Source organism: Mesorhizobium monacense, from assembly GCF_056781675.1.
Window position 1 is genome coordinate 6,319,460 of the sequence record NZ_CM165567.1, and the last position, 24,920, is coordinate 6,344,379.

Annotated in this window: 17 protein-coding genes; 15 read left to right on the forward strand and 2 right to left on the reverse strand. The window is 60.1% G+C overall.

Annotated features, from left to right (window positions below; genetic code table 11):
• Positions 1–3 precede the first annotated feature (3 nt).
• The 15 genes from sdhA (at position 4) to AC1RUK_RS30365 (ending at position 19,636) form a co-directional block, all read left to right on the forward strand.
• Positions 4–1,797 carry a succinate dehydrogenase flavoprotein subunit gene (gene sdhA, locus AC1RUK_RS30295; protein ID WP_481837686.1) on the forward strand — a complete coding sequence of 598 codons (1,794 nt, stop codon included), beginning with the start codon at positions 4–6 and terminating at the stop codon, positions 1,795–1,797.
• A 111-nt stretch (positions 1,798–1,908) separates the two neighbouring features.
• Positions 1,909–2,688 (forward strand): succinate dehydrogenase iron-sulfur subunit, encoded by a 780-nt coding sequence (locus AC1RUK_RS30300; RefSeq protein WP_376706238.1) that lies wholly within the window; start codon positions 1,909–1,911, stop codon positions 2,686–2,688.
• Positions 2,689–2,722: 34 nt separating this feature from the next.
• Positions 2,723–4,159, forward strand: coding sequence for a class II fumarate hydratase (gene fumC / locus AC1RUK_RS30305; protein WP_481837685.1), 1,437 nt, complete (start codon positions 2,723–2,725; stop codon positions 4,157–4,159).
• A gap of 26 nt (positions 4,160–4,185) precedes the next feature.
• Entirely contained in the window at positions 4,186–5,838 is a 1,653-nt protein-coding gene (locus AC1RUK_RS30310; protein WP_481837684.1) for an NAD-dependent malic enzyme, read from the forward strand.
• A gap of 150 nt (positions 5,839–5,988) precedes the next feature.
• Entirely contained in the window at positions 5,989–6,693 is a 705-nt protein-coding gene (locus AC1RUK_RS30315) for a DUF1275 family protein (RefSeq protein ID WP_481837683.1), read from the forward strand.
• Positions 6,694–6,933: 240 nt separating this feature from the next.
• Positions 6,934–7,311 carry a hypothetical protein gene (locus AC1RUK_RS30320; RefSeq protein WP_481837682.1) on the forward strand — a complete coding sequence of 126 codons (378 nt, stop codon included), beginning with the start codon at positions 6,934–6,936 and terminating at the stop codon, positions 7,309–7,311.
• A 35-nt stretch (positions 7,312–7,346) separates the two neighbouring features.
• A complete protein-coding gene (locus AC1RUK_RS30325) occupies positions 7,347–7,916 on the forward strand; it encodes a MotA/TolQ/ExbB proton channel family protein (RefSeq protein ID WP_481837681.1) in 570 nt (189 codons plus the stop codon).
• Entirely contained in the window at positions 7,909–8,499 is a 591-nt protein-coding gene (locus tag AC1RUK_RS30330; RefSeq protein ID WP_481837680.1) for a DUF2135 domain-containing protein, read from the forward strand. Before AC1RUK_RS30325 ends, AC1RUK_RS30330 begins: the two co-directional genes overlap by 8 nt.
• Positions 8,496–9,011, forward strand: coding sequence for a hypothetical protein (locus tag AC1RUK_RS30335; RefSeq protein ID WP_481837679.1), 516 nt, complete (start codon positions 8,496–8,498; stop codon positions 9,009–9,011). The genes AC1RUK_RS30330 and AC1RUK_RS30335 overlap by 4 nt, the downstream gene beginning before the upstream one ends.
• Positions 9,012–9,145: 134 nt before the next feature.
• The gene (locus AC1RUK_RS30340) at positions 9,146–10,159 is read left to right on the forward strand and encodes a nicotinate-nucleotide--dimethylbenzimidazole phosphoribosyltransferase (protein ID WP_481837678.1); all 1,014 of its coding nucleotides are present in this window, start codon (positions 9,146–9,148) and stop codon (positions 10,157–10,159) included.
• Positions 10,160–10,651: 492 nt separating this feature from the next.
• Entirely contained in the window at positions 10,652–12,691 is a 2,040-nt protein-coding gene (locus tag AC1RUK_RS30345) for a DNA cytosine methyltransferase (protein WP_481837677.1), read from the forward strand.
• A gap of 206 nt (positions 12,692–12,897) precedes the next feature.
• The gene (locus tag AC1RUK_RS30350; protein WP_481837676.1) at positions 12,898–13,362 is read left to right on the forward strand and encodes a hypothetical protein; all 465 of its coding nucleotides are present in this window, start codon (positions 12,898–12,900) and stop codon (positions 13,360–13,362) included.
• A 591-nt stretch (positions 13,363–13,953) separates the two neighbouring features.
• Entirely contained in the window at positions 13,954–15,417 is a 1,464-nt protein-coding gene (locus AC1RUK_RS30355) for a site-specific integrase (RefSeq protein WP_481837675.1), read from the forward strand.
• Complete coding sequence (locus AC1RUK_RS30360) at positions 15,414–18,845, forward strand: VPA1269 family protein (RefSeq protein ID WP_481837674.1); 3,432 nt, start codon at positions 15,414–15,416, stop codon at positions 18,843–18,845. The genes AC1RUK_RS30355 and AC1RUK_RS30360 overlap by 4 nt, the downstream gene beginning before the upstream one ends.
• Positions 18,842–19,636 (forward strand): hypothetical protein, encoded by a 795-nt coding sequence (locus tag AC1RUK_RS30365; protein ID WP_481837673.1) that lies wholly within the window; start codon positions 18,842–18,844, stop codon positions 19,634–19,636. Before AC1RUK_RS30360 ends, AC1RUK_RS30365 begins: the two co-directional genes overlap by 4 nt.
• 260 nt (positions 19,637–19,896) lie before the next feature.
• Here AC1RUK_RS30365 and AC1RUK_RS30370 read toward each other — a convergent pair whose 3' ends face one another.
• Both AC1RUK_RS30370 and AC1RUK_RS30375 read right to left on the reverse strand, forming a co-directional pair.
• Positions 19,897–23,370, reverse strand: a complete 3,474-nt coding sequence (locus tag AC1RUK_RS30370) for an ATP-binding protein (RefSeq protein WP_481837672.1) — start codon at positions 23,368–23,370, stop codon at positions 19,897–19,899.
• Complete coding sequence (locus tag AC1RUK_RS30375; RefSeq protein ID WP_481837671.1) at positions 23,367–24,626, reverse strand: metallophosphoesterase family protein; 1,260 nt, start codon at positions 24,624–24,626, stop codon at positions 23,367–23,369. Before AC1RUK_RS30375 ends, AC1RUK_RS30370 begins: the two co-directional genes overlap by 4 nt.
• Positions 24,627–24,920: the final 294 nt, after the last annotated feature.

A 24,920-nucleotide genomic window follows, 5' to 3' on the forward strand; every position in this document is an offset into this window, starting at 1 on the left:
AGTATGCCCAATGCTTACGACATCATAGATCACTCCTTCGACGTGATCGTTCTTGGCGCCGGCGGGGCCGGACTGCGAGCGACATTGGGGATGGTCGCGGCCGGATTGAACACTGCCTGCATTACCAAGGTCTTTCCTACGCGTAGCCACACGGTGGCGGCGCAAGGCGGGATCAGCGCTGCTCTCGGGAATATCGAGAACGACGATTGGCGTTGGCATATGTTCGACACCGTTCGAGGCTCTGATTGGCTCGGTGACCAGGACGCGATCGCATATATGTGCCGAGAGGCGATCGACGCGGTTGTCGAGCTCGAGCATTTAGGCGTGCCGTTCAGCCGGACCGACGCGGGCAAGATCTATCAACGGCGGTTCGGCGGACATACAACCGAGTACACAAAGGGCGACATGGCCTATCGGGCCTGCGCCGCAGCGGATCGGACCGGCCACGCCATCCTGCACACTCTCTACCAGCAGTGTCTGAAGCACAAAGCGCGGTTCTTCATCGAATACTTCGCCCTCGACCTGATCATGGACGAGGATGGTGTATGTCGTGGCCTGCTTGCCTGGTGCCTGGAGGATGGCTCGATCCACCGCTTCCGCGCCAACATGACGGTCATCGCCACGGGCGGATGTGGACGGGTGTATCAGTCCTGCACCTCGGCGCACACCTGCACGGGCGACGGCAGCGCCATGGCGCTGCGAGCCGGGCTGCCGTTGCAGGACATGGAGTTCATCCAGTTCCATCCAACCGGTGTCTATGGCGCGGGCGTTCTGATCACGGAGGGCGCGCGCGGCGAAGGCGGGTATCTGACCAACAGCGACGGCGAGCGATTCATGCCCAAATATGCGCCGCGCGAGAAGGATCTGTCTTCGCGAGATGTGGTCAGCCGGGCAGAAGCCGTCGAGATCCGCGAGGGCCGCGGCGTCGGCGAGAAGAAGGATCACATCCACCTGCATCTCGAGCACCTGCCCGCGGACGTTCTCGATCAGCGCCTGCCGGGAATCGTCCAGTCGGCGCGCACCTTCGCCGGAGTCGACGCGCACAAGGAACCGATCCCGGTTATTCCAACCGTGCATTATGTCATGGGCGGCATTCCCACGAACATCAGAGCCGAGGTCGTTAGTCCGACCAAGGACAATTCCGAGGAAGTCGTCCCGGGTTTGATGGCGATTGGCGAGGCCGCTTGCGTCTCGGTGCATGGCGGCAACCGCCTTGGCACCAACAGCCTGCTCGATTTGATCGTCTTTGGTCGGGCCGCGGCGCAGCGCGCTGCGGAGTTGATCAAGCCCGGATCGCGTGTGCGCGAAGCAGACGGCCCTTCGCAGGAAGCGGCATTGGCGCGCTTCGACCGAACGCGAAATAGCAGGGGCGGGAACAAGCCGGGTGAGGTCCGACCGCTCATGCAGGAGGTGATGCAAACGGGTTTCGGCGTATTCAGACGCGGCGACACTTTGAAGGAAGGGCTTACCAAGCTGATCGCCCTGCGCGATCCGCTAGACCGCGTGACCGTCGACGATCCTTCCCTGACGTGGAACGTCGGCTTGGTTTCGGCACTGGAATTGGCCAACCTGGCAGATCAAGCCGTGGTGATCGCTCACTCCGCGAACGCGCGCACCGAATCTCGAGGTGCTCATGCGCGCGAGGACTATCAAAAACGAGACGACGTAAACTGGCTTAAGCATACCGTGGCCTGGAAGAACGAGGACTGGAACGTCAACTTCGCCTACCGGCCGGTGCGGCTGGATACGCTCTCCAGCGAAGTGGAAAGTTTTCCGCCGGCAGAGCGCACCCACTAGGCGTCGGTCACCAAATTTTCTCCAGGGCTGCGGGTCCCCCAATCGGGATGGGGTCCCGGTCCCCGGTCCGCGTCGGTAGCATCGCGCGCTCAAACAAGGAGCATTCTGAAAATGTCCGAATTTACGCTTCCCGCGAATTCAAAAGTCGGCAAAGGAAAACACTGGCCGTCGCCGACAAAGAGCGCCCAGGTCAAGAGCTTTCATATCTATCGTTGGGCTCAGGAAAATAACGCCAATCCGACCATAGATACGTACGACATTGACCTCGAACATTGCGGACCGATGGTTCTCGACGCGCTCTTCAAGATCAATGATCAGATCGATCCGTCATTGTCCTTTCGGCGTTCTTGCCGCGAAGGCGTGTGCGGCTCCTGTGCTATGAACATCGACGGACACAACACGCTGGCCTGTCTCACCTCGATCGATAGCCTGAAGAAGGGGACGAGCCGGATCACGCCACTGCCGCATCTGCCGGTCTTGAAGGATCTCGTTGCAGACTTGACCGGACTCTATGCGCAGTACGAGTTGATCGAGCCGTGGCTGCAATCCGACCAACCGGCGCCGGATCGCGAACGACCGCAATCCCCGGAAGATCGTGCCAAGCTCGATGGACTGTGGGAGTGCATCCTCTGCTTCTGCTGCTCCACTTCCTGCCCGAGCTACTGGTGGAACCAGGACAAGTATCTCGGCCCCTCGATCCTGTTGCAGTCCTATCGCTGGCTTGCCGACAGTCGTGATCAGCACACCGGAGAGCGACTTGATCGGCTTGAAGATCCCTTCCGTCTCTATCGCTGCCACACGATCATGAATTGCACCAGGACGTGCCCGAAGGGGCTGAACCCGGCGCGGGCGATCGGCAACACCAAGCGGATGATGACCGAGCGCGCGTAAGCATCCTCGAGGCTCAGCAATAGGCGAGACCAACATGACACGAGTTCGTACGGAAGCCGACAGCTTCGGCCACATCGACGTGCCGGCTGACAAGCTCTGGGGCGCTCAGACCCAGCGCTCATTGATGCACTTCAGCATCGGGCAGGACCTGATCCCGCGAGAGATGATTTCCGCCTACGCAATCATCAAGCGGGCTGCGGCCGTTACAAACCACGCTGGCCAACGGTTGAGCGATCAGGTTTGCGAGTTGATCACCCGCGTCTGCGACGAAATCCTTGCGGGCGAACACGACGAGATGTTTCCGCTGCATGTGTGGATGACCGGTAGCGGCACTCAGTTCAATATGAACGTCAACGAAGTCGTCTCGAACCGCTGCTGCCAGCTGGCCGGCACGGAGCTCGGAAGCAAGCAACCGGTTCATCCCAACGACCACGTCAACATGTCGCAATCGTCGAACGACACGTTTCCCTCGGCCATGCACATAGCCGCCGCCGTCAATGTCAAGGAGCGGCTGGTTCCCGCCATCGCCGCGCTACGCGACGCAATTGCCGCCAAAGCAGCTGAATGGGACGACATCGTGAAGATCGGGCGCACCCACATGCAGGATGCGACGCCGCTCACCCTGGGCCAGGAATGGTCGGGTTATGCCGCGATGCTGGCGGATGACCTAGAGCGGATCGAGGCAGCGCTGCCAGGCATTTACAGGCTCGCTCTCGGCGGTACGGCGGTTGGCACCGGCATCAACGCCGCACCCGGCTTCGCCGAAGCGGCGGCTACGGAGATCGCCAGGCTGACGAAGCTGCCCTTCGTAACCGCACCGAACAAGTTCGCGGTTCAAGGCGCACATGACGCGCTGGTCCAACTGTCGGGAACACTGCGAACCCTGGCGGTGTCGCTCTACAAGATCGGCAACGACATCCGGCTGCTTTCGTGCGGCCCACGGGCTGGCTTCGCCGAGTTGCTGATCCCGCAGAACGAGCCCGGTTCATCGATCATGCCGGGCAAAGTCAATCCGACGCAGGCCGAGGCTCTGACAATGATCGCCGTGCAGGTCATGGCAAACGACGTAGCGGTCGGTTTCGGCGGCGCTGGCGGCTATCTCGAGATGAATGTCTACAAGCCGTTGATAATAGCCGACATCGCTCAGTCGATTACGTTGCTCAGTGACGGGTGCACGAACTTCCGAAAGTTCCTCGTCGAGGGCACGCAGCCCAACCGCAAGCAGATTGCCGAATATGTACGCCGCTCGCTGATGTTGGTGACCGCGCTCGCGCCGGTGATCGGCTACGACAAGGCATCGGCGATCGCGCACTACGCATTGGAGCACGATCTGACGCTGAAGGAGGCTGCGCTGCAGCTCGGCCATGTCGACGAGGCGACGTTTGAGCGCGTGATCGATCCGGCAAAGATGGTCAGGCCTTACGTGGCCAACGAAGCCGATCGGAGCATTTCGACAATCAACAGCATCTGACAACCGCTAGTACATGGAGCAAAACGATGAATGCACCATCCAGGACGACTGCGTCAGCGCCGGAGCACCCCACAGGTTACGATCTGCTGCGCAATCCGCGTCTGAACAAAGGCACCTCGTTCACGGAGACAGAACGCCGCGCCTTGGGCCTCGAAGGTCTGCTGCCGCCCGCCGTGCTATCGACTGAGTTGCAGGTGGCGCGCCGCCACGACGAGATCTCCAGCCTCGATGACGATCTGCAGAAATATCTTGTGCTCTCGGACCTGCAGGCGCGTAACGAGACGCTCTATTACGCCGTCCTGATGTCGGATCCGGCGGCCTATATGCCGATCGTGTATACTCCCACGGTCGGCGAGGCGTGCCAGAAATTCGGCCATATTTTTCGCCAGCCGCGCGGCATCTATCTGCCGATCAGCGCGCGCGGCCGCGTGAAGGAGCTGCTTTCCAACTGGCCCGACAAGGACGTGCGCTTCCTTGTCGTGACCGACGGCGAGCGCATCCTCGGGCTCGGGGATCTCGGCGCCGGCGGCATGGGCATTCCAATTGGGAAACTCTCTCTGTGCACGGCCTGCGCCGGCGTGCCGCCGCAAAACTGCCTGCCCGTCGTCCTCGACGTCGGCACGAACAACCAGGCTCTACTCGACGACCCACTCTACTTGGGACTGCGGCAGGGCCGCGTTCGCGGTGACGAATACATGGCGTTCGTCGAGGAATTTGTCGCAGCAGTACAGCAGCTCTACCCGAAATGCTGCATTCAGTGGGAAGACTTTGGGAACATCAATGCCGTGCCCATCCTCGAGCGTTACCGGAACGAGATCTGCACGTTCAATGACGACATTCAGGGCACTGCGGGGGTCGCGCTCGCTGGAATCCTGGCCTCCTTGCGCATCACAAAACAGAAGATCACCGATCAGCGGTTCCTGTTTCTCGGTGCAGGCTCCGCGGCGACCGGGATTGCGGAGCTGATCAGTCAGGCCATGGCTGGAGCCGGGATGGACATAGACGAAGCAAGGCGTCGCAACGCTCTTTTTGATCTCAATGGTTTGCTCGTCACCTCGCGCAACGATGTTGCTGACTTTCAGCGCCCATTCGTGCAGGACCGGTCGCCGATCTCGACATTCCTCGAGGCGGTCAGAACCCTGAAGCCCACGGGCATCATCGGGGTCAGCGGGGTGCCAAAGCTGTTCACCCGAGAGGTGATCGAAAGCATGGCGGAGTTCAATCCACGGCCGATCATCTTTCCCTACTCCAATCCGACCTCGCGCTCCGAAGCCACGGCGGAAGAAGTCTATCGCTGGTCCGACGGTCGCGCCATCTTTGCCAGCGGCAGCCCGTTTCCCCCAGTCGAGCTCGACGGCCGGAAACTCGTCCCGAACCAGGGCAACAACGTCTACATTTTCCCTGCGATGGCTATGGCGATCTTCGCCACCGAGGCCAAGCGCGTCACCGAGGACATGTTCCTCACCGCCGCGCAGGCCATCGCCGAGCAGGTCAGCGAGGAGAACCTCGCGGCAGGGCTGATCTACCCTCCGCGCGAGCGGATTTTCAGCTCCTCGCTGCATGTGGCCGAGCGGGTTGCAGCTCGCATCTTCGAACAGGGGCTGGCGCGGGTACCGCAGCCGGACGATGTCGGCGCGCTGATCCGCTCGAGCGTCTACCGCCCGGTCTACCCCGCGTGAGGCGAAGGTCTGTCCATTGGCGTAGCAAGCATCGGACCGAAAGTGCGAAGCGGTTCTCGAATGAGTCAGATGCCCAAACAAAAGCTAGAGCGGCGAAGCCGATTCCGTTTGAGCGCTCGCCGCTCTAGGCTCTAGCTCCCAAGGCGGGGAATGACCTTAGGCAACCATCAGTCGGAGCGCGGTCGAACCCTGGCTTTGCTGCTGCTGAGCGCCACTGCGGGCTCGACGGATGCGATAGGCTTTCTTGGCCTCAACGGCTTGTTCACGGCGCACATCACCGGCAACATGGTCATCCTGGCCGGCCATCTGGTGGCGCACGGCAGGGCGGCCCTCGCTGAGATAATCTCTGTACCCGTATTCATTGTGGTGCTCGGCCTGGCACGGCTGCTTTGCCTCGTGCTCGACCGATACGGAAAGGGGGCGGCCGACCGTGCGCTCCTGATACTCCAGTTCGCTCTTCTTCTCGGCTTCTTCCTTCTCTGTCTCCCGCTTGGCCACTGCTTTGACATCGATGCGCCGTGGGTCACATTGGCTGGCATGTGCGGCGTAGCGGCCATGGCGGTCCAGAACGTCCTGGTCCAGATTTCGATACCCGGTGCTCCCTCGACAGCGGTCCTGACTACCAACATCACGCGATTCACGGCGGCGGCCGTGGAGAGTGTCGCAGGTCCGGCGACGACCCGCAGGGCTGCGCACGAAAAAGTCGCAGCAACCTTCCCGCCGATCGTCGGCTTTCTCATCGGTTGCGCGGCGGGCTGTCTTCTCGAATGGCAAATCGGCCTGCCTGCTCTGCTCCTCCCGGCCTTGCTCAGCCTCGCCGCGCTACTGGTCAACGTCGCGCAACCGACTCTTTGAGCATGATCGGCCCCGGCTTAGCAGCACCGTACAAGCATAATTCCCTTGGAGTATTGTAACTTTGGGAAATGGACGCCGACCCTGACGACCATACTATATTGGCCTCTATTAGCAGCAAGATGGCGTCAGGACCATTGCTGGAACAGCTTAGCCAAGCTCAGGAAACGGTCGGCGTATTGCACTGAATTCAACCGCAGCGACGGCTGAGAGCTCAGCCTTCGCCAGAATTCGGAGATCCCGATGTCCAACGAAGCTCTCTTACTGATCAAGACGCCTTTTGCGTTGACGCGTATCAAAGCGATGGGCGCAGCACTCTCGCTGGTCGCCATCTCCACCATGCCCGTGGCGGCGGCATCGCCAGCGGCCACGGCGAGCAGGTTGCCCCCGTGTGGCTCGCGGCCGGAAATCCTGAAGCAACTTTCCAGCCGATTCAAGGAAGCGCCCGTGGCCCTCGGCCTGGCCAAGGACGGCTCGGTTATTGAAGTGCTGACCAGCGACGATGGCGAGACCTGGACGATCCTGGTCAGCCAGCCAAACGGCTCGAGCTGCCTCGTCGCCATCGGCGAAGGCTGGGAAGAATTGAAGCGTGTCGGCGCCAAGGGCGAGCGCGGCGCCTGATCGATCGAATGGATCGCAAAAGAAGGAGCGGCAAGATGGTTGATATCTATTCCCGCGAAAGCGCACCGCAGCAAAAGCCGTGGCCCAATCCGATTGCTCAGAAGCTATGGCCTGGACAGGCAGCTGACCTGGGATCGCACGCTGTTGCCCGTCGCCTGTCGGAAACTTACTCCGACCATGGCGCTCCAAAGGCGTTCCTGTCGCGGTTCATCGTTCTTCAGGCGATCGGTGCCGCCGGAATCGTCGGGCTGTGGGCCGTCGGCGTTGCCGGCAAACCTTTCGCCGGCAACAACGCGTATCTGTGTTGGCTGATCGCAGCCATCGGCGCCTTGGGCATTCTGTGCGTTTTCTTCCAGCGTTGGCGCGATGTCGATTGGTTGGCGACGCATGTGGTGCGCATCGGGCTGCTCGGAACCGTGGTTGGGCTCATCGTCGCCTTCTCCGCAGCGCACGCCGGCGGCTCAGCCGACCCCAACGCAATCCGGCCGATGATCGCGTCGGTCATCGACGGCATGTATGTCGCGCTCTATGCGACGCTGCTCGGCATAGCCACGAATCTGTGGCTCAAGATCAATCTTCGCCTGCTGGGTGACTTCGATGGATGAGGAAACTCTCACCGTCTGGCTCGACACCGCTCTCTTGATGCTCGGTGGCTTCGTCCTCATGACCATGCTCATGATGACGGTGATGAACCCGCCTGCCAAAGCGAGCGAAACCGAAGGCGTCGCAGCGCCCGGCAACGTCACCGTCGAGACGCAGTGGCCCGACAAGCTCGACGCCGATGTCGATCTGTGGGTCCAGGCGCCTGGCGATGTGCCGGTCGGCTATTCCAACAAGAGCGGCAAGGTGTTCGATCTGCTGCGCGACGACCTGGGCATGGCACAGGACATGACCGACTCCAACCATGAGGTCGCCTATTCGCGGGGAGCTCCCGCGGGCGAATACGTGGTCAATGTTCACATGTATCGCGGCGTGAATGTCACATATCCCGTCCCGGCGAAGATAAGCGTCAATGTGAAGGCCGATTCCACGAAGTCGTCAGCGCCAGTGGCCACCACGACGGTCCAGCTGCGCAGGCCCAACCAGGAGCTTACCGCCTTGAGATTCCGGCTCGATTCGACTGGCCAAGTGGTGTCAGGCAGCATCAACAGCATCTTCAAACCCCTGCGCGTGGCGGCAACCCAATGATGATCGCTCCTGTAATCTTCGCCCTGCTGCTGGGTGCGTTTATCTTCGTCATCCTGCCGCATGCGGGCTTTGCCCGCCGCACCCTCTCGGTCGGTATCTTCCTGGCGCTGATCACCGTCGTCTATGTCGGCGCCAGCGAGCTTCTTGGCCGTCCCAAGCCGTTGACGCTCGAGTGGCGCGAGACAGCAAAAGCCCAGGTGGTGGGCGCGGTGCCGGTTGAGAACGAAGCCATCTACGTATGGCTCACCACCCCCGCCTCGACTGAGCCGCGCTTTTATGTGCTGCCATGGAGCCAGCAGGCGGCGCAACAACTGCAAGATGCGATGGGCAAGGCGGAAGCCGACGGCACTGGGGTAGAGATGAAGATGCAGACCACCGACGCCGGTCTCGATACCCGCGAGCCGATGTTCTATGCACGGCCGCAGCCGGCCCTGCCGGTAAAGGACTATCAGGCCGGCGAGCGCCCGCTCGTGTATACGCAGCCCAGCCCCACGGCTGATGGGACACTGTAGCTGAGCATGCCCACGCCAACACATCCGCCTCGCAACGCTCGCCCCTCTCAGCGTGTGAACACCGTTGCTGCAACGTTGCGAAACGCGATGACGAAAGGCGAGCGCTAACTGCATTTCTCACCGAGAACCCGGACATGGCAACTCTTTCGTCAATTGATTCCGGCCTGCCCTTCGACGATTATCGTGCGCTCATAGAGCGGCTGCCGCCTCTGGATGAGCACGCGTTTGCACGCGTTCGCCACGATTTTGCCCGCATGGACAAGCCCGAAAATTCGCTTGGCCGCATCGAAAAGGTTGCCGCTTGGCTCGCCGCTTCGACGGGTCGGCTGCCGACTGTTCAGCGCCCGGTCGTGGCGATCTTCGCCGGTAATCACGGGATCTCGCGACATGGCGTCTCACCGCGTCCGATGGGCGCCACGCGGCGTTTCGTCGAGCTTGCGGCGGCCGGCGGCGCGGGAGTTAACCAGGTCTGTGCATCCCACGACCTCGGGCTGAAGCTATACGACCTCGCGCTCGACCTGCCGACCGCCGATTTCACCACAGACGCCGCGCTGGACGAGGGAAGCTGCGCTGCGACCATGGCATATGGCATAGAGGCCGTCAGCGACGGCGCTGATCTCATGGCACTGGCAAGTGTCGGCGTCGGCGGCTCCACTGCCGCTGCGGCGGTATCGGCCGCGCTCTTCGGGGGCAGTGGAGCCGACTGGGTTGGCGCCGGCTCAGGGGCCGATGCTGCAATGATCGGCCGGAAGGCGGAGATCGTCGATCTTGGGCTCGCCTTGCACTCAGGCTATCTCGGGGATCCGCTCGAAGTTCTGCGCCGCTTGGGCGGACGCGAATTCGCGGCAATTGCCGGCACAATCATCGCGGCGCGGACACAGGTGGCCATTGTCCTCGAGGGCTTTGCAGCGACAGCGGCCGCAGCTGTGCTCCATCGCGCCAATCCCGCGGCACTCGACCACTGCCTGTTGGCCTATGTCTCCACGAGCGAGCCCGGCCATCATCAACTCGCGGAGAAAATCGGCCTGACACCACTCTTCGATCTCGAGATGGGCGGGGGGGAGGGCACCGGCGCCGCACTCGCCGCCGGCATGGTCAAGGCGGCTGGGCTCATCCATTCAGGCATGCTCGCAGCGCTGCCAGCATGACGCCGCCAGGGGCGACCGCTGACAGTGGATTTCCCGCAGAGAACCGGACATGGCAACTCCTTCGTCAATTGATTCTGGACTGCCCTTCGATGATTTTGCGCGCTCATAGAGCGGTTGCCGCCGCGGGATGAGCACGCGGCTGTTCGCATTCGCGACGATTTTGGCCACATGGGCAAGCCCGAAAAGGCGGGCCTATGGAAACAACGGACGCTGTGGGTAAGGCCGCGTTTGAAGCTGCTGCTGAGATTCGGATCCCGCGATCGATTGAGAGAACATCGGTTCCGTTCTCATACGGGACGCCAAAGGAGGTCGCTATCACGGCAAGACAGTAAACGGGTTCAATGTGGCCAGTGAAGAACCCAGCCAAGAACGATGTCCGATAATTTTACTGCTGTCCTTAAAATCGATAGGTGCTTCAAATTTTATCGACGTTTTTGATACCGCCGAAGGGGGTTGGCATCCACAAGTCCGCTCGCAACCGGGGAGAGCAAAGTGGACTTCAACGAAACTCAGTCATACGAAAACGTGGCCGACCGGCCGGAAGGCGCCAAGGTGGTGCCAGCTGATACCCAGAGCGACAGGCTGCACGGAATCAAAGAGCGTGTACGCGCCCGCCAGAAGGCGATGACTAAAGCGTTTCTCGATATCGCGTCGGAGCTCGACGCCGCTCGCAACGAACTGCCGGAATCCAAGCTAAAGGCGTTTCTCGTTTCCGAGTGCGGCCTGAATAGAAGCGATCTCCGAACCTATCTGAAATTCTCCGAAGTTCTTGGAACTCACCGAGAGACGATCATGAAAGCGGCCATTTCCTTCGCGACCGTCAAAGCCCTTGTCGCGGCTCCGACAGCCGTCACGGAGGAAGCCGTCGAGAGGATTTCGCTAGGAAGTTTCGTGCATTCAAGCGACGTCGCGGCAATCAAGCGCCGCCATGCTAACGACGCAAAGGATCCTCATGTCGAGCAGGAACGCCGACGCCTGAAGGCGTTGCGTTCAGCGGCAGAGTTGAAAGCGCTGTCGAAAGTGGAATCCTTCGGCGAGCAGTTTCTGCCGTTCGCGCAGTCGCTCGTCAATTTCTACAACGACGGTTTCGACGATGCCTGCACACGCGAATCTTTGGTCGCCAAGCGCTCTTCCTTAATGCAGGAAGCTGGCGATTGCCTTGCGCGCTTCGAGGAGCTTTTCGATATCACAGCGCTGCCGACTCCGTGGGAATACAATTACCAGGGCAATTCCGACGAGGCCGTTTGGCTTGCACGGGCGCACGACAGCCTGAAGAGCTTGGCCCTCGGAGAATTCCAGTCGGTCGATCCCGACAGCGGCAATCCGTACGACACCACACATGATTTCCTCGACCGGGCAGCGGTGGAAAGCGTGATCTGGCTTTTCAACGACAGCGGTATTTCGAAAGAGCAACTGAAGCATAGGAAATTGCCTGCCGCAGCCGCAAAAACGGTGATCGACCCTCCCTATCGGCTCAACTCGATTGAGATCTGCGCCGGTGCGGGAGGCCAAGCGCTCGGCCTCCACGCCGCGGGTTTCGATGCCGTCTGCATCTACGAGCAAAACAAGAACGCGGTTGCGACCCTGAAAGCCAACCGAGCGCTCGGTCCGGTCCGTCAAGCCGACATTGCGAATGTGGATTTTACTGCATATCGCGGAAAAATCGATCTCGTCGCAGGCGGGGTCCCTTGCCAGCCTCACTCGAGCATGGGCTTGCAGAAGGGCCACGCGGATGACCGCGATCTCTTTATGGAAGCTGTGCGGATTGTCGGCGAGGTCGCTCCAAAAGCCTTTTTCTTCGAAAACGTCGAGGGGTTCGGCTTCAGGGCAAACTCAGCTTATCGTGCGGAACTTCATCGGAAGTTCAAGGAGCTTGGCTACGACACGCAGGTATTCAGCTTCTTTGGCAGCGACTACGGATTGGCTCAAAATCGGCCACGGGTAGCGTTCGTGGGATTTCGGGATGTTCCCATCGGCCGCTTCCGTATGCCGCCGAGATTCCCCGAATGGAGAACGACCGTCGGCGAAACTCTATTCGATCTCGTAGCCGCAAACGGATGGGAAGGCGCGGAGGAGTGGGCCAGGAGCACGGCGAACAAGATCGGCCCGACAATCCTCGGTGGGTCCGAGCAATCCGGAAGGCTGGCGTTCAGTGCCAAACTGGGCCTGGAGAAATGGCTGGCTCTCGGGATCGATCCGTTGGGGATCGCAAAGAGCGCCCCGTCCGCAGATCATTCGAAGGAAAAGCCGTTCAAATTCACGATGAAAATGGGCGCCCGGCTTCAGGGCTTTCCTGACGACTGGGAATTCTGCGGCACGCAACACCCGCAAAAGCGTCAAATCGGCAACGCCCTGCCGCCAGTAATGGCGCGGGCGGTCGGCCTCGCCATCTACAGTGCGCTTACCGGAGTGGATTTTGACTACGCGCAGGCTCTGCAGTCGCCGCTACCTGCCCAGCATCACGGCAGGCTGAAGCTCAACATGCTTGCGCGTGTAAGCGATCAACTCGATACCGTTCCAGATTATTGCTGAGGACGTCACTCGTACTCGGGACTTGAAGCTGAAGCATTGGGATGGCAGCCCTTTATGGCCATCCCAATGTCGACATGGCCGGCGAACGATTGTTCCAGCCTTCCTGGCTCGCGCGTGGTCCGGGCCGCACTGGCTCGAATAGTTTTGCGACGCAAAGTCGATAACCTACGCGTCTCGATCTGGCCTTTGATAGAAGGGGTGATTAAATGCAGTCAATTCCTACGGTACTCAGTTTGACAGGTGTTCTAGTCGTCGATAGCGGTATGGCTTTGGCTATCTTTCGCTTCCTGTTCCGCAATCACGAGGAGGCGATACTAGCTATCCCGAAGGAACGCATCGCTGGCATGATCAAAATCTTGAATAGACATACAGATACAGCTCCTGGGACGACTCTGAAGGGGGCCGCACTTGATGAACGAATGAATGAATTTGTGTCGGTTCAAACTCGAATGCGAGGGCCAGGCGTATCTGACGTCGAGGAGAACATGGCCCTCAACATCGAAATGCGGTCTGCGGACAGTGGCATGCTGATCCGTTATGAAACTCTTTTAGGCCGTGAGGAAAGTTTATGGCTTGATCAGATTGCGGTTCAGGGGCTTGCCGCCGGTCTGGAGGATCTTGATCTCGCCCTCCTCGCCCATTCTTCTGATGTGAGCACAATAAGTCATTAGCCCCCGGCGGCCGAGTTCGGCAGCTCGCCGAATTCTTTTACTGTCGGCTTCGCTTAGATATATGACGGTTGGCTCGCGTCTCAATGATTTCCGTATTGATTTCCAGTCTTGTCGCATTTGTTGCCCTCCGCTCTGCATCGAAATCCCGCAGACCTCGATCCCCACTAAAGATAATCGATCAGCGATTGGGAGAGAGCCCCAAAAAATTATTGAATCTTCGCGCTTGGTCTTAACCGTCGTTTCCAGTTTCGATCGGAGCTAGACGCACAATATCCAATTCCAGACGCTTGGCGTGAGCGTCTTGATGGGGGCTGGGAGTATCGTACGCATTCTGCCCGAACTCGAAGAGGACCCCACGATGCTGGGTGCCGACGACGGCGTTTAGGCTCTCGTAGATAAGAAGTTTGCGACGATTTGGCCTCAATCACTTGTGCAAGCTCGGAGCGCGTTACCGCCCTGATCGAATCGTCGGCAGACACAGCCTCGTAGGATTCACCGCGACATCAAGGGCTCGTTTACGATGTGTGCCGGTGCTTCCTTAAGTCCTGCTGTCCTAACACGCTGTCGCAAGCAATCGGAAGCGCAGGGACTATGGACGGCTTTGACCTCAGCGACGGAAATCCGGGGTTCTTCGTGTTTGATGTCCCTGTATCGATCTACAGGGGTGTCTACCAGGACAGGGCACGCAAGAAACCCGACAGGGCGCTTCAACCCGTCCTCGCGATCCGGCCTGGGGAAGGCGATGTCGTCATACCGGACGAGAGCCTCAGCTGGTCCAGGACAATGATCGAGCAACTGGTGCCGGTTGCGGACATCAGGCGGAAGCTCAATACGGTCGGAAGGCTCTTTGAGTACGGCAGCGTCGTGGTCGGCGACGGGATCTCGGAGCCCGGTGTCATCGATCAGGTCGTCTGGGAATATCTTACGGCTCGGGCCGAAAACCCGTTCGACCCGTCCAGGCGTCGGTTCCCGCACTGGCAGCCAATCCGTTACGAGCGTATCCACATCGAGTTTCGCGATCTCGTCGACTTTGCGCGGTTCTGCGCCGACTACACAGGCGCGGCCTCGGTCATCGGCGGAGCCTTCAAGAAGCAGTCGAAAATCTGGACATCGGTAAAACGCAACTCGTCGCCCGAGGATTTCCTTATGCATCTCGAGGCGCAGCGCGACCGCTGGAACATCCTCCAGGGCGACGATGAAGTGGTCGCTCCGCCATCCATTTTGAAGCGCATCGCGGTTCAGGCATCGGTCGAGAAGAACGGCAACACAACATCGCTGTCCACCGAGCAGATCGACGCGCTAATCGATCTCGAAAACAACTTCATGTTCAAGGCGCTCTGGATCCTCCTGGCTTACGCGGGCCCCCGGATCTCGGAGGCTCTGAACATGTTCATCTGCGATGTTATCGATCCAACTTTCGCGAGGGAGCTCTTCCTAGCCGATTTCGACGGTCCGGTCACAGTCTTCGCCGACCCGAGAAAGTCCAAGTTCCTCGGTTCGTCCGACCCGAGGAGAGCCATCCAGACGCGTTCCGAGTATCTCGATGCCACGTACGGCCTAAAGCCGCGGCCCGATTACGGCGGAAAGAGCATGCGGGCAGGCTGGAAAGGCATGACCACTTTCAATGCCCGCTACCTCATCACACATGGGACCTGGACCTGTCAGAAGCGCGCGAAGCAGTTCGCGGATCTGCTCGACGAGATCCGCGCCTTGCACGCCGACATCGGCACGGATCGCACTCATCCATATCTGTTCGTCAACGCCATGAACGAGGAATACCGCGGCGAGCCGCTGAAGATGTCGAACGTCAAGAAGGCGTACGTTCGCGCATGCCTGCGAGCGGGGATCATACCTCATTCCCTTGGCGCGTCGTTGCACGGGTTTCGACACTACTACGCCTGGCACGCCAAGCACGTCCTGGGCCTGGACGAGGAAACCATCCAGCGGATGCTGCGCCAGAAGAGTCCGGTAAGCCAACGCACTTACGGAAAACGCGCGTCGGATACCCACGACGCAATGAAAAAATTCACCGAAGACAGGGCGCCTGAAGCATGAAGCTGCAAATCCGGAATGACGACAACCTCATGACATCCGACAAGGAGGGTGGGAGTTACTTCAACGCCACTGACCGGATGGTGCTGCTTCGCGTTCCTGACTTGGACGAACTGAGGCAGCTATGGACCGAATTCGATCGCGAGCTGCGCGCTGAACTCAAGGATCTTCTGGTGCAGCCATATGGCGACATCGTTGAAAAGCTGGGGTACCTAGGCTTCACGAGGAGCAGTGCCGAAGAGCGCAAGACTGAACTCTTCGGCATGCTCACCCAGAGCGAGGTGAAGTCCTCGCATTTTTCAAAGCCAGCTCTTTTTCGAGCGGCCATCGCGCTTGATCTGGTTCCGGACAAAAAACCCAATGGGCAGGCTAGAAAGCGTATGGCCCAGGGCGAAGGGTCTATCCTCGACCAGCTAATGGCAATGCCTCGCGCCAGCCAGAAGGCGATCATCGAAACTATCGTCGACGATCATGAGAATTTGGACGAGTGGATGCTGGTGTCGCAGGGCAGTGCGGTCGGCTGGGCGGCGCTCCGCAACGTGATCAAGGCGACGACCGACGTGGTCGCGTTCTTGGATCACCTTGCAGACGAGACCGAACTACTCATGGGCGACGACGAGCAGCGAACCGTCAGGCACGCGAACCCGGACGTGAAAATTGAATTCGCATCCACGTGGTTTGCGCAGTTTCTTGCAAAGCGGAAGGTGTGGGTCTGGCCTGCGAAATACGCCGCCCGGATGGTCTTCATGTATCCAGCGCGATTTATACCGCTGGTCACGAGAATGTCCGTTCCGGCGGATCGCCGGGAATTTGCTGACTTGGTTTTTCGCTACCATCAAGACCAGAGGCACACCGGGGCAGCAGTGAGCTTGCAGGCCTTCGCGACGGCGGCGCTCTGCGGGAATGCCTGGGACACGGATCGAGGTTCGTTCCGCTGGTATCCGTTGGCTGCGTTCAAGGAACGCGCGGCGAGCTTGGCAAGTGCCAACCACATCTTGGGTTCGATAAATGCATGTTACAGGTTGGCGGTCGAATACAGCGGAGGCACCACCAAACGGCGACCGGAGGCCCCTCTCTTTGTCAACGCTGCCCGTCTGGCCAAGATCGGGGTCGATGCTTTCAACTGGACGCTTAACCCCACTCCTTTCAACACTCAGGTTGCATCCAGATTGCTCGGGCAGCCCGTCAAGGTTGTCCCTGTCCATGTGAAATCCTGGGCCGCGCAGTTGCGGGATCTTCTGCGGTTGTTCGGGGTTAAGCACGTCAAGACGGTCGAGAACGCCGCTAACCTCTGGTTGATCTATCTCATGACGCTGGATCCCAACGGCGCTCCGAAGGATTTCCAGACTATCGACCGTAATGCGCATGTCCACGACCTCGGCGGATACCATACTGGCGCGTTCTGGAATTTCCTGGATATGCACTGCGCGAAAGATGCGCCCGACCTGGGCAATCGGGCGATCTCCACGATGCGCAAGGCGTTCCATCTCGCGGCCATGCGGGACAAGTTCAAGGGGGCGAACCCTTTCGACACCAAGCTCGACAAGGTAGGTGCCGGATACTCGAAGCGCGCCGATGTTACGCATCGCAGCCCCCTCGCCTTGGAAGCATGGGAGCTCATAGTCAGGAAAAACCGAGAAAACGACTACGGCTTCGCGCGCAGCCTCGGGCCGAAGCGATGTCACTATACGCTCAGAAACCCTGACACCGGAGAATACGAGAACGTATTTTGGCCCGCAGAAGCCATAGCGGTGGACATAATACTGAACAGTGGCATGCGCCACATAAGTTCGCGATGGGTGGATAGCGGCGAGGGCGACGCGAAGCGTCTCGATCGCGAAAAGATGGAAATGGTAACCAACGACCACCCTGCGGCGACCGTGCGCAGGCAGGACTGTTTCCTACAGCTGGTGAACTTGCCCGGCCGGGAGGGGCGGAAAATCATCGGCCAGAAGGTCGGCATCAATAAGACGGGCGAACCATTCATCATCCCCTGGGTAGACCCCGCGGTGGTGGACGGGTTCTATCGAATGTTGGCTTTGCAGACGAAATACAACCCGATCGATGCTAGCGTGAAGCCTATCCAAGCGCGCACGCGCGAGATGACCCGAGCCAACCCCGAGCTTTTTCCGGACATCTTCCCTCTGTTCCGCGACCCCGGCTCGACGGCAGACAAGGCTATCAGCGACGCAAAGGTGCTCGCTTTTTGGAAAGATCTGCTTCGCCACTGCCAAGACGATGTCAACACGCTCTTCGGGTACGAATACCCGCTCATCACTGACGACGGCCTTGTATTCGACCTTCACGCGTTGCGCGTGACGATGGTGACGAACCTTCTTGAAGCCGGGGTCAGCATCGACATCGTCCGGGATCTGGTCGGTCACGCCACGTGGATGATGACATGGCACTACAACGCCATGCGCAGCGCGAAGCTGAACGCCGGCGTCCAGGAGGCGATGAACAGGCGTACCGAGGCGCATGACAGGCTCGCAGCTCGAGATAAAGACGCGATCGAACAATACGCCGCCGAGTCGGTGGTGCCTGACTTCGTCGAGCACCATGTAGGCGTGGGTATGCTCCGAAACTATGCCCAACGCAGGGACTTGCCGCCCTTCGAAATCTTCCTGCACGGCATATGCCCAGGCGGATCGTGCGCGACGGGCGGGGAAAAGGGCGGCGGCGAGCGGTTTCAACCCGTGTGGCGCGAGCGGGCTTGTTCCGGATGTCGCTATCGAGTCACGGGCCCCCGTTTCAAGCATGGCATCCAGAACAAGATCAACAACCTGATCGCGGAACTCAGGCTCGCGGAGCAACGCTCTCGGGAACTCGGCCTTAAAATCGAGGAGGTGGAGCTCCAGTCGGGCAGGGAAGACTACGCCCTGCGCGGTATCCGACGCGCCGAAAATCGGTTCAAGGACCGATTGTCCGACGAACTCGGAAAGGAACTCAAGATTCAGAAGATGGTCCACGAGGTCGAGGCGACCGCAATGGAGCAGGGTACGTCGGCCGACAATCTGCTCCTTCCGGCTGTCCCTGGTTTCGACCCCGCAGCCCTGGGCTATGGTTTCACCGAAGTGCATGAATTCGAGCTTTTCCATACCCTGGTCAAGGAAACCCGCATCCTTCCGGCTTCCATCATGGAGATCCCCCACGGCGTAGAAGCGAAGATGAAGCAGCTGCTGAAAGCGGTGCTGCGCGTGAACAATGTGGCTGAGCTAATGGCCCCGCTTACCGACCGGCAGGAGACCGACGCATGCCTGCAGATAGGCGACAAGCTCCTTGAACGGTACCCGGAAGCTTCTCAGTTCCAGCGGCTCGTGGACGGGGCTATCAAGCTCGACCACGACGCTCTCGAGGAAGTTCGAGCGGACCTGCGTGCGGCTATTGCCAACACTCCTACGCCGAAGCCGCTGATCGGGTACGCCGCATGACACAGATGGATGAATCTGAAACGGTGACGGCCGACTCGCTGATGAGTCGGCTACAGGCCGAAGCGAAGAGGGCATCCGATCTCCGACGCGTCGGGACCTTGGCCCGGCTCGTCGAAGCCTGCGATGAAATTCTTTCGGGAGACGCTTACAAGCGCGCCAAGTCGGCCAGGCAAGATCCCGAGTTCTTCAATCCCAACTTCGTCAAGTTGAACTCTCGCGTCATCGAAGCGTACGTCCGCTTCCGCGCCCGTCTCGAAAAGGGCGAGACGGAATGGACGGGGCCAGTGGCCTCGACCATCCGCAGCGAGAAGGACTTAATGACGTATCTCAAGCTTCGCGATGCCGAGTCGAAGCGTCCCGGAAAGCCAAAGAGGCCAACACCGCAATCACGACGAGCTGACGAAATCATCGACCGCATCGATAGCATCCACGACCAAGCCCTTCTGCGGGAGATCCTCGCCAAAGCGCGCGAAGCGAAGAGACAGCTCGATATCATGGTCGATGCGCTGCGGAAGCATCCTGAGATCAATGTCGATGCACTCCGAGAGGGGAGGTACTCGCCGCGGAACGTCGATGGTCCACAGGCGCAATCCGCCATTGGTGCAGATGACACCAAACTCATACGCAAGATCGTAACTCGGCTTCAGGATAGCGATCAGCTTGAAGAGTTCGACCTAATCTACCGCAGCGGCCGAGTGAAAATGAGCCTTGGGGCAGGCCTCGACCTGATCTTCCCGGAAGAGATGAGGCTCTTGGAGCGGCTCGCCGGCTTGGATGGGTCGGGGCCGTGAAATTGAAGGGATAAGGGGAGCGATCAGCGTAGCTGCGATGTACGAGATTGTGCTCGTAAGCGCGATGAAACCCTCGACCCCACGAGCATTAAGAATACACGGCGTGACTGACTTCCTTCGCTTCCAGAGGTGGCCATTCGAGGGGGTCACGAGCCTGACGACGGTAGGACTCGTCATCATTGTTTATTAGGACAGGGCATGTGGCCGAAATCCTTGACTGACCCAAGGCGATCATTTGCATCAAAGGAAAGCGTGCACAATTAATTACCCAAGTCGTGGATCGCCACGCCGGGAATAACGGCCTTGGCGATGTCGCACAGGTGCTGGTGATGGGTGAGATAGATCACCTGACCCGCACATGCCATCTCACCAAACAGCTTGAAAACCTCCTCGGATCGGACATGGTCGAACGTCTCCATGATATCGTCGGCGATAAAGGGCACGGCCGGTCTGAGCCGTGCAAATTCGTAGTAACCCGCGAGCCGCAGGGCCAAGTACAGCTGAAACCGGGCGCCTTTCGACAGCGCATCGGCGACCTTGGATTGACCATCGCGTTGTAAGGCGATGAGGACTTCGCCGCCTTTCGCCGGTTGGGTTGCCAACCCTGTGTATTGACCGCGTGTGATAAGGGCGAAGGCATCCGAAGCCCGCACCATCATTCCGGAGCGATGTTGCTCGCGATAGACTCTCAGAGCGTTTGCGGCGGACATGGCTCCCAGTTTCAGCTCGATATACCGAACCGCCCTCTCCTCGATTTCTAGAAGCACGGTGCGACGCTCTGCGTCTATTCGGGCAACCGCGCTGTCGCCGCCGATCGCGTCCAGCTTGTCGGCCGCACGGGTCCGCCGGATGAGCTGTCGCTGAATCAGTTCGTCGAGATCGCCAAGCCGCCGCTCGCTTTCGGCCTTCTCGATGGCAAGTCCATGCAGATCAAGGCCATCCAGGATCAAATGGGCTTGTTTGGCCCCATCCGCAGTGAGCTCAGCCGACAGCTGTTCCTCAAGGTCGGTCAAGGCGGAACGCAAGCGATCCCTTTCCTTGAGCAGTTCGTCGCGCTCAACGACTGCGGACAAAGTGGCCACGCCAAAGGCCGCCAACACATCCTGCTTGCGTCGCTCGTGCACCGCGACTTCCAAATCGAGCGCGTCACGAACATCCTGCAGGCGCTGCTGGTCAACGAGCAGGGTCGCCTTCGCCTCGCGGGCGCGCTCGGCGCGCTCCAGCCGCTCGGCGAGCCTGATGGCCAACTGTTCCGGATCATCCTTGTCAACCGGCTCACCGATTTGGGTCGCGGCAGCGGCAACCTCCTCGATGAGCGTGCCTCTGTCCGCCTCCATTTTGGCAATACGCAGCCGCATCGCGTCGCGATCCTGGATGGCCTTTGACAGCTCCGCCAACTGATCGAGCACGCTGCCGACGCCAGGCGCGGAAATCCCCCTTTCCAACCAGGTGCCCTTGAGGGCTTCGGTGACGTCGGCCGCCCAATCCTCCTCACGGGTTTCCGCCACCTCAAGGGCACGGCGTCTGGTTACCAAATCTTCCTCCTTCGCGCCCACCGTTTTGACCGCCTCGGCGCGTTCGGCGTCGACCTTGGCTTGTCTGTCGAGGAACTGTTCAGCAACGGCCATCATGGTTTCCAGGCTCTCGTTCGCTTCCGGTTTTATCCCCACGCTTTCCAGGGCCGTGCTCACCTCAAGGCGTATCAGGCCGCCGTCGTCAGTTGCCCGCTCAAGCTTCTTGCGCGCGACCAGGATCTCGTCCCAAGCCGCGAGCGCATCGGCGCGGGCGGAGCTACGCTCCTCGATCAGCCCAATCAAAAGCTCAGGCGAGGTTTCCTGGCATGCCGCAAGCAAGTCTGTCGCCGCGGCGTTGATTTCCGAGCGTGCGGCCTCCACGATCGAGGCGAGTTGCGCCAGCTGATCAGCCGTACGTGCGATGATTGCGACGCCCTCGGCAAGGCTTCGTTGCGTTGTTCTGATTTCAGCGAGTTCGCGCGCATGGACCAGACGGGCTGCTGCAACATCGTCGTCACGAGCCAGCGCTACCTCGAAGATGTCCGCCGTCTCGGCGAGCAGCCTGACGCGGTGCCCTTTCCAGGCCTCGTCCCGCTTGCGTCGTATGGCTGTTGCGGTTTCGTCATCCGCCACATCGACCGAGGAGCGGATGGTCTCCAAATGCGCCAGCTGCGAAGCGTGCGTTTGCTCCTGCTCCGCCAGACGTTGGGAAAGGACGGCTTTGTTCTTCTGGTTCTCTGCCGAAATTGTCTTCCAGGCCGCGATCTGGCTGGCGCTCGGCACTGACATCGTGGAGAGCGCCTGAGCGTCTCCCTTCCACGGCTGCAGGCGCCGCATTGCCGCCTGCCAACGGATTTGACTTGCGTCTTCCACCTCACGAGCCGCCTTCATCTCGCTCAGATGCCCGCTTCCTCTCGCCTTGGACAACGCCGCCGTCAGCCTTGCCCTGGCAGGCTCAGGCACAGCCCGTTCTTCGCCAACCCGTTGCCTTGCCGTTTGAAGCGCATCCAAGGCTGCCGCGGCTTCATCGCGGGCAACGCGCACGCTGGTGGTTATTCCGGATCGCTGTTCGACCATAGTGCGAACGGTCCCGACAATGGCGGCGGGCAGGAGAAGCGAAGCTGGCTCCGGTTCTGTGGATTTTCCCAGGGCGGCAAGGCAATTCGCGACGGCATTGTCGAGGATTTGAAGCTCCGTCCTGCGCGTGGGCAGATCCAGGCCCGCAGAAACATATCGTGCCTTGCGATCGGCCAATCCGCGAACCTGTTCAGAGATTGCTAGGATCGCCTCGTCCACGGCGATCGCCGCGATCTTCGCCCTTAGCCTATCCATTTCGTCGCCGTTTGCCAGTTGGCGCGTTCGCAGGCTGGCGTCCTGATCGATCATTTCGGCGACACTCCCCGTCCAGGTCCGGGGCGGCGAAGCGAGGTCAGGCAATTCGGCAAGCCGAGCGGCCTTCCGCTGGATATCGGCCGCAAGGGGAGCCGCGCGCAGATACTTCGCGATTGTCTCCAGGCGAGCCGACAGCACCGATCGTTCGGTCATACTGCGGTCGTACTTTTCCGCGGCCTCAACACGTTCCGCCTCCAATGTCTCGAAGGTGGAGGCCAGCGTGTCGATTTCATCCTTGCGCGACTTCAGTTCGGTAAACCGCTTTTTGAGCAGCGCAAGTTCGGTTCCGTGTGCCTGTTTGCGGTAGAGAGAATCTGCCTCCGCCTCAAGCGCGCTCAGGATGTCACTGGCTTGCCCTAGACCTGCACTGGCCGCGAAAAGCAGCTTGCCGAGGTCTCCGCGTGATTCCAGGATCGATTTTCCGCCTGCTTCCAGCGTCTCGTCGTCCAGTGAGAACATGGTGCTGTAGGCTTCGCGCGACAGGCCTGCCAGATGTGCCGATATCGCGACTTCACTAGCCGGTTGGCCGGATGCATCGTGGAGCGAGTTGCTACGTTGTTTCGTGCGCGAAAAGGCCTGTTCCTCGCCGGCGAGTTCGAGCACTCCGCCGATGCGCATGGCGCTATACTCATGCAGGAAGTTGTAGCGGCTGCGTTCTTCAATGCCGAACAGCAGGTCCAGATAGCCGGAAAGCGCGGTTGATTTTCCGGCCTCGTTCAAGCCGAATACGATGTGCAGATCCGGTCCGGACTCCGGCTTTGGCCCGAAGTCGATCGCTTTGTCGGTAAACTTCCCGTAGCGAATGAGGTCGAGGCGCCGCAGTCTCATTGCTGCCCGCCTGCCTTGAGGCGGGCAGTGACCAGGTCGGCACCGCGAGCGAGCGCTCCGTCGAGGAACACGTCCAGTGCGGCTTCGTCCTTTCCGGCAAAGTCGCGCGCGTCCGGCGGAAGATCCGCGATGGTTTTCAAAACCAGGGCTTTGGCTTCCCCTCGGAAAGCTTCCGACCTGGCAATGGTGTGCATGGATTGCGCGAGTTCCAGGACCGGATCGGCAACGCCGTCGGATGTCGCGCTGTTGGGCGGCGACAGGTCCAGCTCGAGCTTTTCGATCCACGCATCACCCACGTGTTCGGCTGCCTGTTCAGCCTCTCCGAGCAGCAGATCCCTGTCGCGGATTATTTTCCAGGACAGGGGCGACGTACCGGTCAGGCCGAGGCGGACCACAGCATGGCGGGATCGAACGGAGGCCCGGATTTGCTCGAGTGCGGACCGGATCCGTCTGACGGCCTCGGGCCACTCCTGCGTCCCGGTCAGATCAACATTCATCCGCTCGAACTGCGCGACGCTGGTCAGCCTCTCCTCGATCGCGACGGTCCGGTCATCGCTTATCGTTACCAGGGTGACGGATTTCTCTCCGGCCTCATTGATGTCCCTGCCTTGTGGCATTCCCGGCATCACCACCGTGCTCGCGCCGGGATGGACTTTCCGAACATGAATGTGCCCCAGCGCCCAATAGTCGAAACCGTGGCCGTGCAAGTCGGCAACGCTGCAGGGGGCATAGACGTCATGTCCGGGCGATCCCGCCAGACTGGTGTGCAAGATGCCGACATTGACCGCCCCTTCGCGGGGAGCCGCGTATTTGGGCAGCAGGCTCTCCGGCGCCTTTGGGCTTGCAAAACTCAAGCCATGGACCATGACATCCAGGCCTCCGGCTGACTGCAGCACTGGTTGGGCACGGCCACCGAAGATCGTCACAGTATCCGGAAACACGAGCTGCTTCGTAATCCGCGACATCGCGTCGTGGTTTCCGCGGATCATGAAGACCGTGACACCGGCCTGGTGGAGACGGGTGATCTGCAACGCTAGGAAGCGCGCCGTTTTCATCGACGTCTGATCGCCGTCATAAAGATCGCCGGCAATGACGAGGGCATCGACACGCTCCGCAAGGCAAAGGTCGACGATGGAAACAAATGCCTGACGACTGGCGTCTCCCACCAGTTCGGCAAGATCGGGGTTTCGCATCGCCAGCGAGCGCAGCGGCGAGTCGAGATGAATGTCGGCCGTATGGATAAAGCGAAATGCCATTGGGCTATCTCCGGCCCCGAACGAAGGGACGTGGTTCGACGCGAATTCTAGGCACTCGGTCCTAGCTCAGGGGACCTTTCACTCAGGCGCTTGCTAGGTCGGCTCTGCCGCCTCTCGCACCCGGTTAGCAAAGCGCAACCGCCTTCGGCAACTCTCTTTCGTGGGTTTGGAATGTGGCGACAGGGGCCTCGATGGGTTTCGCCGGGAAATGCTGCGACCCGCTCTCCCAGAAAATCATCTGTACATCCAAACTATCAAGCTGACAAAAGAGCTTCTTGTTCTGATCTGACATCC